We start from the raw sequence: 14,693 nt of genomic DNA, 5'->3' as shown, positions 1-14,693 counted from the left end.
CTCTTGAAGAGCACGGCCGCGGCGAGGGGCCTCGCTCGATGTCCGGGAGCCTGAAACACGACTCTGGAGTCGTTGCGGCGCAATGCATGCGGAGGGCGTCTAGAACACACCGAAACCTGGGAACGTTGTGAGATGGGCCACAACCCGTGCAGGTGAACAACTCCAGGGACCGTGGCAGGGTGAATCCCCGTCGCAACGAAGAGTAGTGGTTCGTTGCGGGAAGTAATCAACCGACCGACAGCCAGACACCGACCGACGAAACCCGAGACGCCGCCCGTCACGCGCATCGAGGAGCCGCCGTGCACGCCCTGCTGAACGCCGCCCGCCGCTTCCCCCAGACCGTCAGCGCCGACCCCGCGCGCTACGCCAAGCTCGCCGCCCCGCAGGAACCCGAGGTCCTGCTCATCACCTGCTCGGACTCCCGGGTGGTCCCCGAGGCCATCCTCGACTCCGGTCCCGGGCAGGTGTTCGAGCTCCGCAACGCCGGCGGGATCGTCCCGCCCTACGCCCCCGGTCGGCCCGGTGCCGAACAGGCGACCGTCGAGTACGCCGTGGAGGTGCTGGGCATCCGCGACGTCGTCGTGGCCGGGCACTCCGGCTGCGGCGCCGTCAGCGCCCTCGTGGGTCGCGAGGTGCCCCCGGTCCCCGTCCCCGAGGTCAGCGGCTGGCTCGCCCCGCTGCCCGTCCCCGCCGACGACGACACCCCCGAACGCGTCGACGGCGCGCCACCGCTGGCGGTCGCCGTCCAGCAGCACGTCCTGCACCAGGTGGAGGCCCTCACGACGCACCCGTCCGTCGACGAGGACGTGACCGTCCACCCGTGGTTCATCGACCTGACCCGCGGTCAGGTCCTGCGCCACGACGCCGCCGCCGACGCCTTCGTCGCGCTGTGAGCGCCCACGAGGGCACCGTGCCCGCCCAGCGAGCGCACGCCGCCGCCACCACGGGCAGCCCCGGCGGCCGCTGGGCCGCGTGGAGACCCGTCGCCGGGGCCGACCTGCGCGCCTCGATCGTCGTCTTCCTCGTCGCCCTGCCGTTGTGCGCCGGCGTGGCCGTCGCCTCCGGCGTGCCCGTCGAGCTCGGCCTCGTCACCGGCATCGTCGGCGGGATCCTCGTCGGCTCCCTGCCCGGCAGCAGCCTGCAGGTCTCCGGACCCGCCGCCGGCCTCACCGTCCTCGTCGCCGACATCGTCGGCTCGCAGGGCCTGAAGGCGCTCGGCGCGGTCGTGCTGCTCGCCGGACTGCTCCAGATCGGGCTCGGCGTCGCGCGCCTCGGACGATGGTTCCGCGCCGTCTCGACGGCCGTCGTGCAGGGCATGCTCGCCGGGATCGGGCTCACGCTCGTCCTCGGCCAGGTGTACCTGCTCGCCGACCGGCCGCAGGAAGGCAACCCCGTCGCCAACGTCACGGGCTTCCCGGCGGCGCTCGCGAGCCTGCCGGGCGACCCCCGCGCCCTCACGGCGCTGGGCGTCGGCGTCGGGTCGCTGCTCGTCCTGCGGGTCTGGAAGCACGCGCCGGCCCGGCTGCGGATCGTCCCGGGCCCGCTGGTCGCGGTCCTGCTGGCCACGCTCGTCACCGTCGCCGCCGGTCTCGACGTGGACCGGGTCGAGGTCCAGTCGCTGCTGTCGGTCGTGACGCCCCTGACCCCGGCCTCCCTCGAGGGGCTGGCCCCCCTGGCCGTCCTGGGGGCGGCCGTCACGGTCGCGCTCATCGCCAGCGCCGAGAGCATGTTCTCCGCCTCGGCCATCGACCGGATGCACACGGGCCCGCGCACCCAGTACGACAAGGAGCTCGTCGCCCAGGGCGTCGGCAACGGCGTCTGCGGACTGCTCGGGGCCCTGCCCATGACGGCCGTCATCGTGCGCAGCTCGGCGAACGTGAACTCCGGCGCGAAGACCAAGGCGTCGGGTGTCCTGCACGGGGTGTGGCTCGCGCTCTTCGCCCTCGCCGCTCCGGCGCTGCTGGGCCTCGTGCCGATGGCCGCGCTGGCCGCCGTCCTCGTCCAGGCCGGGTGGAAGCTCGTGGCCGGCATCCCCTTCCGCCGGCTCTGGGCGACCTCGCGCAGCGAGGTGGCGATCACCGTCGCCACGATCGTCGCCATCCTCACGCTGAACCTGCTCGAGGGCGTCGCCGTCGGGCTGGTGCTCTCGCTGGTCAAGGCCGCGGTCCAGGCCAGCAGCCTGCGCACCCGGGTCCGCGAGGAGGCCGAGGAGGTGCACCTGGAGGTGTCCGGCTCGGCGACGTTCGTCCGGTTGCCGCAGCTGGCCGACACCCTGGAGGCGGTGCCCGCCGACCGGCCCCTCACCGTTCACCTGGCCGAGCCCGACAAGCTCGACCGGGCCTGCCGGGAGGCGCTCGACACCTTCGTCGAGCAACGGGAGGCCCGCGGCGCGCAGGTCTCGGTCCGGACGCCGGACCAGGACCAGGAACCGGAGCCGGAGCCGGAGCCGGAGGGCCACCGGGCCTGACGCCCGCACGAGAACGACGGAGGCCGGCCGCACCCCGCAGGGTGCGACCGGCCTCCGGTCGTTCAGCAGACCCGACTCAGGCGGTGGCCTCGACGACGTCGATGGTCACCGTCGCGGAGACGTCCGCGTGCAGGCGGACGAGAGCCTTGTGCGTGCCGGTCGTCTTGATCGGCTGCAGGATCTCGACCTTGCGCTTGTCGATCGACGGACCGCCGGCGGCCGAGACCGCCTGCGCCACGTCGGCCGGGGTGATGGCGCCGAAGAGGCGACCACCCCGTCCGGCCCGGGCGGCGAACGCCACCGTGCGGGCCTCGAGCGACTGCTTGACGGCCTTGGCGTCGTCGAGCGAAGCGATCTCGCGGGCCTTGCGGGCCTTGCGGATCACGTCGATCTGCTTCTCCGCGCCCTTGGTCCACGGGGTGGCCAGGTTGCGGGGAAGCAGGAAGTTGCGGCCGTAGCCGTCCTTGACCTCGACGACGTCGCCGGGGGTCCCGAGGCCGGTGACCTCGTGGGTGAGGATGAGCTTCATCTCGTGACCCCTTCTCAGCGTGCGGAGCTGCTGTAGGGCAGCAGCGCCATCTCGCGAGCGTTCTTGATCGCCTTGGCGATCTGACGCTGCTCCTGGACGGACACGCCCGTCACCCGACGCGCGCGGATCTTGCCGCGGTCGGAGATGAACTTGCGCAGGAGCGCCGTGTCCTTGTAGTCGACCGCCTCGATCTTGGCGGCCTTCAACGGGTTCTGCTTCTTCTTGGGCTTGCGCACGGGCACCTTGGCCATCGTGGTGCTCCCCTCTCGTGAGAGCCCAGGGGTCAGACCTGGGATGGAATGGTGTTCAGAGCTGTCAGAAGGGCGGGTCGTCGTTCGACGCGCCGCCCCAACCGCCGCCGCCACCGCCCTGGCTCGCGCCGGACGGGCCGGTGGCCCACGGGTCGTCCTGCTGCTGCGGAGCGCCGCCGCCGGAGTTGCCACCCCAGCCGCCGCCACCACCGCCGCCGTTGCCACCGCTGCCGCCGCCGGAGAACCCGCCGCCGCCACCGAAACCACCGCCGCCGCCGGAACCACCGCGCGAGGTCTTGTTGACCTTCGCCGTGGCGTAGCGGAGCGAGGGGCCGACCTCGTCGACCTGCATCTCGATGACGGTGCGCTTCTCGCCTTCCTTCGTGTCGAAGGTGCGCGACTGCAGCCGACCGGTCACCACGACCCGCGTGCCCCGCGTCAGCGACTCGGCGACGTTCTCCGCCGCCTCCCGCCAGATCGCGCAGCGCATGAACAGCGTCTCGCCGTCCTTCCACTCGTTCGACTGACGGTCGAAGGAGCGGGGCGTGGAGGCGACCGTGAAGTTGGCCACCGCCGCACCCGACGGGGTGAAGCGCAGTTCGGGGTCGTTCGTGAGGTTCCCGATCAGCGTGATGACGGTTTCACCCGCCATCAGGCAGCCTCGGCTCGCAGCAGCTTGGTCCGCAGAACGCTCTCGTTGAGGTTCAGCTGACGGTCGAGCTCCTGCGCGACGGCGGGCTCGGTGTTGAGCTCGACGACGGCGTAGATGCCCTCGGACTTCTTCTTGATGTCGTAGGAGAGCCGGCGGCGGCCCCAGATGTCGACCTTGCCGACTTCGCCACCACCCTGGCGAACCACGTTGAGGAAGCGGTCGAGCGAGGGACCAACGGTCCGCTCTTCCAGCTCCGCGTCGAGGATCACCATGAGCTCGTACTGACGCGCGCTCATTCCCCACCTCCTTCGGTCTCATGCGGCCACGGTCTCTCCGTGGCAGGAGGGTCTCGGTGCGTGTCGTCCCCCGCCCGCGACCGTGGAGGAGCCACGGCGAGGAGGGGAACCCGACGAGTCTACCGGGCCCACGACGTCCACTCTGCCGCCGCGTCCGCTGCGCCCGGCCCGGCCGTCCACAGCGGGCCGGCGGCCGGTGCCTGTGGAGACCGGGTCGTCAGGCCACCCGCACGACGAGGGCGTCCGGCGCCCGGTCGACGTCACCGCCCGCGGGGTCGTCCAGGCCGCGGGTGGCGCGCACGGGGTCGTCGGCCGGGTGCCGCACCTCGCGGACCACGCAGACCACGAGCCACGCGATCGCCGCGACCCGGGCCAGCAGCACCGTCGCGTACAGCTCCGGCGGCAACGCGCGGTTCGTGTTCGTCTGCCCGGCGATGTAGAGCCAGACGGCGCCGAAGTAGGCCGCCTCGGCCCCCCACCACAGGACGTGGTCGCGCCAGCGCGGGACCGCGAGCACCGCCAGCGGCAGCAGCCAGAGGGAGGCCTGGGGCGGGAAGGACGCACCGAGCACGCAGAAGCCCGCCACCAGCAGGAACGCCACCTGCGGCAGGCGCGGGCGGCGGGGGGCCCACAGGACGAAGACCGCCACGAGCAGCACCCACACGACCCAGGACCCGATCGTCAGGACGACGACGGCCCCGCCGGGCAGCCCCGCGGCGTCCTTGACGCCCACGGCCTGCTGCACGAGCTGCGGCAGCAGCCACAGCGAGCCGTACCCCGCCCGCTGGTCCAGGAAGGAACGCAGCGGTGCCCCCCACGCGGTGGGTGCCGTGAGGGCCACGGGGAGGTTCACGAGCAGCCACGTCCCGAACGCGGTGCCCACGGTCAGCCCGACGGCGCGGCGCCGGCCGGTCCGCACCGCCAGCAGGACGAGCGCCACGAGCAGCAGCAACGGGTAGGCGCGGGCGGCGAGCGCCAACCCCAGCAGGACACCGGCGGCCACCGGGCGCCGGCGTCCCCAGCAGGCCAGCCCCGCGGTCGCCAGGGCCGCGGCGACGAGGTCGAAGGACAGCAGCGAGGAGAGCACGAGGACCGGGCTCGCGGCCAGGAGCACGGTGTCCCAGCCGCGCCGGGCACCGGTCACCGAGTGCACGGCGACGACCACGACGAGGGCGGCGAGGAGCAGGAGCACCGCGGCGGTGTCGAAGTAGGTCCGCTGGGCCGCGACCGTCACCTCGTGCGGGGCCACCCGGGCCACGAGCCAGGACAGCAGGGCCGTCAGCGGCGGCTGCCCGAGGTTGACCCCCTCGGAGAAGGGACCGGCACCGGAGGCGAGCCCGGAGGAGGTGTAGACGACCGGCAGGTCGGAGTAGCAGGCGTGCACGAACTGGTCCGGGGTGTTCCAGCCCTGGGCCCGGCAGTGGTGCTTGGTGACCGCGCCGAGGGCGACCGCGACCGTGGCCAGCAGGACCGACACGGGCAGGGCCCGCACCCACCAGGGACCGTCACCCGCCAGGCGCCGTCCCGCGGGCCCGCCGAGCACCTCGCTGCCGGCCCGGGCCAGCGGGTCCACCGCCGTCGGCGGCACGGAGGGGACCGGCGTCTGCGGGGTGGCTGCCTCCGCGGTGGACGCCTCCGGGACGGACCCGGGGTCCGGCGTGGTCGAGGTCACCCCTGCAGCTTCCCCTACCCGGTCGCCGTCGCGCCCGCCGCCGTGCTGTCGGCGGCGGCCGCAGCCGGGTTCGGCGCCGCGCCCGCACCGGGTCCCGCGTCACCGCGCGCCGGTCCCGGTCCCTGTCCCTGTCCGGGACCGGGGCCCTGACCCGGGCCGCCGTCGCCGGTGGCCGTGGCGGTGGGACGGCCGGGCCCCGTGGGCCGGCCGGTGGCCCCCGAGGTCGGCGTCGCCGTCGCACCGTCGGTGGCCCCGCCGGACGACGTCGGGCTGCCGCTCGGGCTGTCGCTCGGCGTGTCCGTCGGGGTCTGCGTGGCGGTGTCCGAGGGCGTGCCGCTGGGCGTCGGGCGCTGCGTCGAGGTCGACGTCGAGCCGGAGGACGATCCGCGCGCGGTGCCGACGTCCGCGCGGTCGGGGAAGGTGCTCTTCGGCGTGCCCTGGAGGGCGGCGCGCATGAACGCCGTCCAGATCCGGACCGGGTAGGAACCGCCCGTCACCTCCCCGCCGCCGAGGTCGAGCGAGACGTTCTTGGTCCCGTCCGGGCTGGTCTGGAAGAGGGCGACGCTCGCGGCCATGTCCGGAGTGAACCCGGCGAACCAGGCGGCGAGGTTGTCGTTCGTCGTCCCCGTCTTGCCCGCGGCGGGCCGGCCCAGCCGGCTGCCGGCGTAGGAGCCGGTGCCGGACTTCACGACCTGCTGCAGGGCGTAGGTGGCGTCGGCCGCCACGTCGCTCGGGAAGGCCTGCGTGGTCGTCGGGGACGCGGTGTAGGTCCGCGCACCCGTCGAGTCGTCGATGGTCGCGATGGTGTGCCAGGCGGTGCGCTTGCCCTGGGCGGCGAAGGTCGCGTACGCCTGCGTGACGTCGATCGGGTGCGGCGCGGCCGTGCCCAGCACGTTGGAGATGTACTGCGGGCCGGTCAGTCCCGGCGTGTCGGCGGGGTAGCCGGCCGCGACGGCGACGTCCCGCGTCTTGGCCGGCGTCACCTGCTCGTTGAGCTGGCCGTACACCGTGTTGACCGAGTTCTCGGTGGCCGTCACGAGGTCGATGCGACCGAACTGCTCGTTGCCGTAGTTCCGGGCGGGCCAGCCGTCGATGGTCTGCGGGCTGGAGCCGTTGAACGTCGTCTTGAGCGAGATGCCGTCCTCCAGGCCCGCGACGAGCGCGAAGGGCTTGAAGGTCGACCCCGGCTGCGCCCGGGCCTGGGTGACGTCGTTGAACTGGTTGTCGACCCAGTTCGCCCCGCCGTACATGGCGGTGACGCCGCCCGTCTTCGGGTCGATGGCCGACAGGCCGACGTGGAAGCCCTCGGGCAGCTTCGACGGCAGCTGGTCCTGCACGGCCTGGACGGCCGCGGCCTGCGCCTTGGGGTCGAACGTGGTGACGATCTTCAGCCCGCCGCGCTCGATGTCCTCCTCCGACAACCCGACCTTGCCGGTCAGCTCGTCCTGGACGGTCTTCAGCAGGTACCCGTTGGGGCCCTGCCACTGCGTGTTCGGCTTCGGCTCGATCGTCTGCGGCAGACCGGCCTTGGCGCGGTCGGCCGGGGACAGCCAGCCCTCGGACACCATGCCGTCGAGGACGTAGTCGACGCGGGCCTTCGCGGCCGCCGCCTGCTCCGGGCCCTTGCGCGGGTCGTAGTTGCTCGGGCCCTTGAGCAACGAGGCCAGCAGCGCACCCTGCGACACGTCGAGCTGGGAGGAGTCCACACCGAAGTAGGCCTGGGACGCGGCCTGGATGCCCCAGGCGCCGCGGCCGAAGTACACGGTGTTGAGGTAGTTCTGCAGCGTCTCGTCCTTCGACTCCTGCTGGTCGATCTTCAACGAGATGAAGAACTCCTCGAACTTGCGCGTGTAGGACTGCTTGTCCGTCAGGTAGTAGTTCTTGACGTACTGCTGGGTCAGCGTGGACCCGCCCTGGGTGGTCCCGTCGCTGAGGTTCGTCCACACCGCGCGGGCGATGCCCGTCGGCGAGACGCCGCGGTTCTCGTAGAAGGTGCGGTCCTCGGCGGCCAGCACCGCCTTCTGCACGTGGTCGGGGACCTGGTCGAGCGTGACGTTCTCGCGGTTGCGCGCCGCGAAGGTGCCGAGCTGGGTCGTGCCGTCCGCGAAGTAGACGGTGCTCGTCTGCGCGTCCGCGAGCTTGTTCGGGTCCGGGATCTTCACCAGCTCGTAGGCCGCGGCGAAGCCCCCGACGGCGAGCGCCACCCCGGCGAGGAACAGCCCCAGCAGCCAGCCGAGGACGGCCCGGCGGCGCGGGCGACGACGCACCGGCCGACCACCGCGGCCGGTCTGCCGGGCGGCGGGACGGGGCGAAGGGGCGGGGGCGGGGCGTCGTGGAGCCACGGGGGTCTGGTCCTCCAGCGGTGGGGTGGGGCAGCCTTCCATCGGCAGCTGCCGCTCCAGTATGCGTCGGCGGGTGGGGCCCGCCCGCCCTCCGACGGGGGCCGGACGGGTTCGCACGACACCTCCACAGCCTCGCCACCGGGCTGCCGACGGGCCCGTGCGGGCTCGCTACGGTGTGCCGGTGGCGGTCCTGCGCGAGCTGGGAGGGCTGCTGCGCACGCCCCGGTACCGGCACCTGCTGGCCGTCCGGCTGACGGGGCAGGCGGCCGACGGGGCCTTCCAGGCGGGCCTGGCCTCCCTCTTCTTCTTCTCCCCCGAACGGCAGGCGACGCCCGCGGCCGTCGCCCTCGCCGCCGCCGTCCTGCTGCTGCCGTTCACCGTCGTCGGGCCGTGGGCGGGGGTCCTGCTCGACCGGCGGCCCCGGCGGTCGGTGCTCGGCTGGGGGAACGTGCTGCGCGCCGCGGTGGCCCTGCTGGGCGCCGGCGCGCTGGCCGCGGGGTCCTCCGACGTCGTCGTGGGCGTCCTCGCGCTGGCGGTCCTGTCGGTGAACCGGGCGCTGCTGGCGGGGCTGTCCGCGGCGCTGCCGCACGTCGTCACCCCGGACCGCTTCGTGCTGGCGAACTCCGTCACCCCGACCGCCGGGACCGTCGCGGCCGGGGTCGGTGCCACGGCGACGGTGGCCGTCACGGCCGCGCTCGGCACGGGCTCGGGGGCCGACGTCGGGGCCCTCGTCGTGGCGGCGCTCGCCTACGCCGCCTCCGGGCTCATCGCCCTGGCCTTCCCCCGGACGCTGCTGGGTCCGCCGCCGGGCGCGGTCGGACCGGGGCGGCGGAGCCTGCGCCACAGCGCGGCCGACGTCGTCGCGGGGGTGCGGCACCTGCGGGAGCGTCGCCCGGCGGCGGCGGCCCTCGGGCTCATCGCGTGGCACCGCTGGTCGTTCGGGCTGACGACGGTGGCGATGGTCGTGCTGTGCCGGCGCGTCCTGGCCGCCGAGGACGACCCGTCCGCCGGGCTGGCCGCGCTGGGCGTCCTGCTCGCCGCCGTGGCGGTCGGCTCGGGGCTGGCGGCCGTGCTGGCGCCGTGGGGGGCCGGACGTGGGCGCGTCCACCGCTGGATCAGCGGGTGCCTGCTGGTCGCCGCGGCCGGGCAGGTCGTCCTGGGGCTCACGACGTCGCAACCGCTGCTGGCGGTCGCGGCGGGGCTGCTGGGTCTGGGCGGTCAGGGCGCCAAGATCGGCGTCGACACGGTCGTCCAGCGCAGCGTGGACGACGCGTTCCGGGGCCGCGTGTTCACGGCCTACGACCTCGTCTTCAACGTGAGCTACTGCCTGGCGTGCGCGGCCGCCGTCGTCCTCGTGCCCGCCGACGGACGGCTCGGCGGGGTGGCCGTCGCGCTGGGGGCGGGCTACGCGGTGTGCGCGCTCCTGCAGGGACGCGGTCGCAGCCGCGTCGCCGTCTGAGGCCCCGGTCTCAGGGGGTCTGGCCGCCGCGGGGCCGGGCCGGATCGGTGACCGTGCCCGTCGCGGTACCCGTCACCGTCGCCGTGTCCGTGGGGGTGGGCAGGGGGGTGACGGTCGTCGACTGCGTCGTCGTCGGGCTGGCGGGCGGCGTGCCCGGCAGCGTCACCGGCGGCGGCGTCACCACGGGCGGCGGCGTCACGACGGGTCGTCGCGTCGGCGGGCGGATCGTCGACGGGATGCTCGACGTGGGCGCGGCCGACGTGGGCGGCGGGGCGGGGCTCGTCGTGGTCGACGTCGGTCCCGTGACCGGCGGGATCGCCGAGGCCGTGGGGGCGGTCGTCACGAACGGCGGGGCGAGGACGGGTCCGGGCACGCTCGGGGGCACGGCGGGAGCACCCGGGGTCCCCTCCCCCGTGAGCGCCTGCGGCGGCGCGCCCGAGGGCACGACCGAGGACGGGACCTGGGCCGAGGGGGCCTGCGCCGAGGTGCTGCGCCGGGTCGAGGGCGCCTGGCCCCCGCCGCCGGAGCGGCCGGTGGAGGTCCCCTCGCCACCCGTCGCGGCGGTCGTCGCCGGCTGCGGGACCGACGACGTCGGCAGGGTCGAGGACTCCCGCGGCGGCTGGACGATCGCCACCGGGTTCGGGACGTCGCGCAGCTTGCCCTGCTGGACGGCCGTGATGGCCACGGCCGTGCCCGCCGTGGCGAGCAGCAGGGCGCCGACGACGACCACGACGGGCCGCTTGGGCAGCGCCCGGGTGGTGCGGGGCGCGGCGACGGGGACGTAGGTCGTCACCGCGTCCTGGCCGTCGTAGGGGTCGAGCGTCGGCCGGGGTTCGACGAAGGCGCGCATGCCGTTGACCCACGCCGGCAGGCGGTCCGGCCGTTGCGCGGGGTCGGCCGCCAGGGCCTGCAGCAGCAGGTCGGCCAGCCCCGGGTGGGCGGCGGTGAGCGGGGCGGCGGCGAGCTGGCGGCGCACGAGGGAGGGGTCGACGACGCCCTCGGGCGAGGTGGCCGGCGGTGTCCCCGTCAACACGAAGAACGCGGTCGCGCCGAAGCCGAAGACGTCGCTGGCCGCCGACGGCAGGGCGCCCGCCCGCACCTCGGGGGCCGTGTAGACGGAGTGCGGGGACTGCTGCAGCGGACCCCGGCGCAACCCGCCGAGGCTCGCGCCGGCGAGGCGGACGCCGTCGGCGGGCCAGAAGCCCCCGAGCCGGACGGACCGGGGCGTGATGTCGCCGTGGACCAGCGGCGGGGCCTCCTCGGAGCCGCGGTGCAGCTCGGACAGCACGCTGGCCGCCGTCGCCAGGACGGTGAACCGCTCCTCGACCCCCGCGCCCGGGTCGTCGCGCAGCCAGTCGGCGACGGACCGCCCGGCGGCCTGCTCGAGGACGGCGTAGCTCCAGTCCGCGGCACCGGCCGGCGCCTGGCCCGGCGGGTGCGGGGCGGGGCCGGAGAAGGTGTCGACGACCCCGGCGAGGCGGGCGTGCCGGACGCGGGCGAGCCCCGCGGCCCGGTCGCGCCAGAGCTCCTCGGGGGACGAGGCGTCGTCGTCCCCCTCCACCGCGTCCTCGTCGTCCGGGGTGTGCCGGACCTCGAGGTCGCGCGGGCGGAGGGCGGCGAGCGTGAAGAGGGCCTCGCCCGCGGCCGCCCGGTGGTCGAGCACGTGCCACGCCTCGTCGGCGCCCTCGGCCTCCCCGAGCAGCTCGTAGCGGTCGGGGTCCTCGACCGGCCCGGCGTGGTGACGCACGAGGGACGGGACGTCGGAGGAGGTGAGCCTGTCGTCAGGCCATCCCTCGGTCGTCACCTGCGGCTCCTCCGCGCCTCGGCGGCGTCCCCCCTCGCGGGGCGGTGCGCCGTGTTCGGAGCCCCATGATGCCCCACCCGGGGCCGCTCGCCGACCCGTTCGGCCGATCCACCGGCTCTGGACTTGTCGACCGGGCCCGGGCGCGCTAGGCGAGGGCGGCGAGCACCGGGTCGAGACCGTCGACGTGCACCGGCACCCGGGGACGGGCGGCCCAGTCGGCGGCCTCCAGGCGCAACCGCTGCGTCTCGACGGGGGCGTCCTGGCGCACGAGGGTCCGCCGTCCGTCGTCGCGGTAGCCGAGCCGGTGCGAGACGGCGAGCGAGGCCGGGTTGTCGAGGAACGCGTCGCTGCGGGCGCGGACCGCCCGCAGACCCTCGAAGGCCAGGTGCAGGACGGCCGCCCGCATGAGCGTCCCCGTCCCCCGGCCCTGGTGCTCGCGCCCGAGCCACGAGCCGGTCGTCACCTCCCGCAGCACGCGGAAGTCGCGCGCCTCCAGCGACTGCGTCCCGACGACGACACCCGCGCGGCGCACGACGAAGTCGAGACGCCAGTCCTGCGGTGTCCACGTCGCCCACCCGAGGAGCTGCCACTGCAGGGTCCGCCGGGCCCGTTCGACCGGGTCGCAGTCCGTCCACGGGTTCGCGAAGGGCATGGCGTCGTCGGCGTGGACGCCCGCGGCGGCGACCCGGGACAGCGCGAGGACCCCCTCGAGGTCCCCCGTGCGCAGTTCCACGTCCCCCTCGGGGTGGGGCACGGTGAGGCGCAGGGCGGCGAACGGGTGCAAGTCGACGGGGAGCACCCGACGCAGGCTGCCCGGGGCGGCCGGGTGGCCGCCACCGGGTTTCGCACGGCCCCGGGGGGTCAGGACGGCTGGTCGAACACCGTCACCCGCGGCGGGACCCCGTCGAACGCGCTCACCTGGACCGTCGCGTGCTGTCCCGTGCAGGCCTGCGCGAGCCGCGAGGACCCGACGTCGCGGGTCAGGACGTTGACGTTCCCGTGCCCGCACGTCACCCCCGCGGCCGCCCCCGCGACGGGGTCGAACCAGGCGCCGGTGGACATCTGGACGACCCCGCGCCGCACGGCGTCGGAGACGACGAGCCCGCCGAGGCAGCTGCCGCGCCGGCTGCGCAGGACGACGACCTGCCCCGCGCTCAGACCCCGGTCGGCGGCGTCGTCGGGGTGCATCCGGACGGGTTCGCGGCCGGCGACCTTCCCCGCCTGCGACGTGGCGCCGTGGTCGAGCTGGCTGTGCAACCGCGTCGCGGGGTTGTTCGCCACCAGGTGCAGCGGGAACTGTGCGTCGGGGACCTCCTCCGGCGCCAGCCACACCGGGTGGCCGGGGCAGTCGTCGTAGCCGAACGCCGCGACCGTGTCGGAGTGCAGTTCCACCCGGCCGCTCGGGGTGCGCAGCGGGTAGGTCTGCGGGTCGGCGCGGAAGCTCGCGAACATCACCTTCTCGCTGGGTTCGGGGGGCAGGACGAACTCACCCGCGGCGACGAACTCCGCGTAGGACGGGGCCGTGATCCCGGCGCGCGCGGCGGGACCGGAGCGCCACTCCTCCCAGAGGTGCTCGACCCACTCGAGTCCGGTGCGGCCCTCCGTGAACCGCTCGCCCGTGCCGAGCCGGCGGGACAGCTCCGCGAGGACGTCGTAGTCGTCCCGGGCCTGCCCGAGGGGTTCGTGCACGCGCCCCATGGCGATGAGCCGGTCGTCGTAGCGGGCGGCCCCGATGTCGCTGCGCTCCAACGTGGTCGTGGAGGCGAAGACGACGTCGGCGTGCCGGGCGGTGGCCGTCCAGAACGGTTCGTGGACCACGACGGTCTCGGCGGCGCGGAACGCGCGCTGCAACCGGGAGAGGTCCTGGTGGTGGTGGAACGGGTTCCCGCCGGCCCAGTGCACGAGGCGCAGGTGCGGGTACGTCTCGCGGCGGCCGTCGACGTCGTACTCCTCCCCCGGGTGCAGCAGCGCGTCGGCGATCCGGGCCACGGGGATGCGCACGCGCAGCGGGTCGGCGAACTGCGGGAACGTCGGCAGCGGGTAGGAACCCGCCCGTCTGCCGACCCCGCCCGTGGAGGCGTAGCCGTGGCCGAAACCCCCGCCGGGCAGCCCGATCTGCCCGAGCATCGCGGCGAACGCGACGGCCGCCCACAGGGGCTGCTCGCCGAACCGGGTGCGGGCGACGGACCAGCTGACCGTCACCATCGTCCGGCCGCGCGCGGCGCGGCGGGCCAGGTCCCGGACCGTCCCGGCAGCGATCCCGGTGATCGGCTCGGCCCACTCCGGCGTGAAGGGGTCGAGCGTGGCGAGGAACTCCTGCGACCCGGCCGTGAACCGCCGCAGGAACTCCTCGTCGTGCAGGCCTTCGGCGCGCAGGACGTGGCACATCGCCAGCAGGAGGGCGGCGTCGGTGCCGGGCACGACGTCGAGCCACTGCGCCCCCAGCTCGGCGGCCAGGTCGTCGCGCAGCGGGGAGACGAGGACGAACTCCGCCCCCCGCGCGCGGGCCCGCCGCAGCCGGCCGGCGACCTCGTGCCGGCTGATCCCGCCGCTGGCGACCTCGGAGTTCTTCGCGGGCAGACCGCCGAACGCGAGGACGAGGTCGGTGTGCTCCTCCACGCTGGACCAGGACGTCGGGGAGATGAGGGGTTCCTGGCTGCCGACGACGCGGGGCATGAGGACCTCCCCGACGCCGTGGCTGTACGTCCAGGACGACCGGACGGCGCCGCCGAGGACGTGGGAGAAGCGGTGCAGCTGGCTCTGCGCGTGGTGGAACCGACCGGCGCTGGCCCAGCCGTACGAGCCCGCGTAGACGCCGCGGGGGCCGTGTGCGTCCAGGACCCGGCGGTACTCGGCGGCCACGCGGTCCAGGAGCTCGTCCCACTCCACGGGCAGGAACTCGTCGCGGCCGCGCCGTTCGTCGGGCCCCGGGCCGTCCTCCCACCAGCCGCGGCGCACGTGCGGGCGCAGGACCCGGGCGGTGGGGGTGGCGGCGACGGCGACGTTGGCGAGCAGCGCCGACGGTTCGGGGTCGTCGGGGTGCGGCAGGACCTGGACGCCGCCAGCGGTCGGGACGACCGAGAAGGCGCCCCAGTGCGAGGAGTGCGGGATGCTCACCGCCCCAGTGTCGGGCACGCGTTCCCGCACCCACCGGACGGTTCGCCTGCGCCGGACGGGCGGACGCGGCATCATCGGAACGGAGGGTGAAAGGTTCCACCCCG

General features: G+C 75.0%; 12 protein-coding genes. 3 read left to right on the top strand and 9 right to left on the bottom strand.

The window, feature by feature from the left end; genetic code table 11:
- Window positions 1–308: 308 nt before the first annotated feature.
- Window positions 309–893 carry a carbonic anhydrase gene (locus AB0637_RS05225; protein WP_366170215.1) on the top strand — a complete coding sequence of 195 codons (585 nt, stop codon included), beginning with the start codon at window positions 309–311 and terminating at the stop codon, window positions 891–893.
- The gene (locus AB0637_RS05220) at window positions 890–2,467 is read left to right on the top strand and encodes a SulP family inorganic anion transporter (RefSeq protein ID WP_366170113.1); all 1,578 of its coding nucleotides are present in this window, start codon (window positions 890–892) and stop codon (window positions 2,465–2,467) included. The genes AB0637_RS05225 and AB0637_RS05220 overlap by 4 nt, the downstream gene beginning before the upstream one ends.
- Before the next feature lie 76 nt (window positions 2,468–2,543).
- Here AB0637_RS05220 and rplI read toward each other — a convergent pair whose 3' ends face one another.
- The 6 genes from rplI to AB0637_RS05190 form a co-directional block, all read right to left on the bottom strand.
- The gene (rplI, locus tag AB0637_RS05215) at window positions 2,544–2,996 is read right to left on the bottom strand and encodes a 50S ribosomal protein L9 (protein ID WP_366170112.1); all 453 of its coding nucleotides are present in this window, start codon (window positions 2,994–2,996) and stop codon (window positions 2,544–2,546) included.
- 14 nt (window positions 2,997–3,010) lie between these two features.
- A complete protein-coding gene (gene rpsR / locus AB0637_RS05210) occupies window positions 3,011–3,247 on the bottom strand; it encodes a 30S ribosomal protein S18 (protein ID WP_012085900.1) in 237 nt (78 codons plus the stop codon).
- A gap of 64 nt (window positions 3,248–3,311) precedes the next feature.
- Complete coding sequence (locus AB0637_RS05205) at window positions 3,312–3,899, bottom strand: single-stranded DNA-binding protein (RefSeq protein WP_366170111.1); 588 nt, start codon at window positions 3,897–3,899, stop codon at window positions 3,312–3,314.
- Window positions 3,899–4,195: a 30S ribosomal protein S6 gene (rpsF, locus tag AB0637_RS05200; protein ID WP_366170110.1), complete on the bottom strand. Its 297-nt coding sequence runs from the start codon at window positions 4,193–4,195 to the stop codon at window positions 3,899–3,901. The genes AB0637_RS05205 and rpsF overlap by 1 nt, the downstream gene beginning before the upstream one ends.
- Before the next feature lie 217 nt (window positions 4,196–4,412).
- Window positions 4,413–5,867 (bottom strand): hypothetical protein, encoded by a 1,455-nt coding sequence (locus tag AB0637_RS05195; protein ID WP_366170109.1) that lies wholly within the window; start codon window positions 5,865–5,867, stop codon window positions 4,413–4,415.
- Between the two features lie 14 nt (window positions 5,868–5,881).
- Entirely contained in the window at window positions 5,882–8,209 is a 2,328-nt protein-coding gene (locus tag AB0637_RS05190) for a transglycosylase domain-containing protein (RefSeq protein ID WP_366170108.1), read from the bottom strand.
- A gap of 181 nt (window positions 8,210–8,390) precedes the next feature.
- On the opposite strand from AB0637_RS05190, the gene AB0637_RS05185 reads away from it, so the two are divergent.
- On the top strand, window positions 8,391–9,668 hold the full coding sequence (locus tag AB0637_RS05185; RefSeq protein ID WP_366170107.1) for an MFS transporter: 1,278 nt from the start codon (window positions 8,391–8,393) through the stop codon (window positions 9,666–9,668).
- 10 nt (window positions 9,669–9,678) lie between these two features.
- Here AB0637_RS05185 and AB0637_RS05180 read toward each other — a convergent pair whose 3' ends face one another.
- From AB0637_RS05180 to AB0637_RS05170, 3 genes are all read right to left on the bottom strand, one after another.
- Window positions 9,679–11,472, bottom strand: a complete 1,794-nt coding sequence (locus AB0637_RS05180) for a hypothetical protein (protein ID WP_366170106.1) — start codon at window positions 11,470–11,472, stop codon at window positions 9,679–9,681.
- 145 nt (window positions 11,473–11,617) lie between these two features.
- Window positions 11,618–12,271 (bottom strand): GNAT family protein, encoded by a 654-nt coding sequence (locus AB0637_RS05175; protein ID WP_366170105.1) that lies wholly within the window; start codon window positions 12,269–12,271, stop codon window positions 11,618–11,620.
- Between the two features lie 62 nt (window positions 12,272–12,333).
- The gene (locus AB0637_RS05170) at window positions 12,334–14,589 is read right to left on the bottom strand and encodes a molybdopterin-dependent oxidoreductase (RefSeq protein WP_366170104.1); all 2,256 of its coding nucleotides are present in this window, start codon (window positions 14,587–14,589) and stop codon (window positions 12,334–12,336) included.
- Window positions 14,590–14,693 lie beyond the last annotated feature (104 nt).

Source organism: Kineococcus sp. NPDC059986 (genome assembly GCF_040702905.1).
Lineage (GTDB): Bacteria > Actinomycetota > Actinomycetes > Actinomycetales > Kineococcaceae > Kineococcus.
Note: the sequence above shows the minus strand (reverse complement) of the source record. Positions and strands in the feature narration are given on the sequence as shown.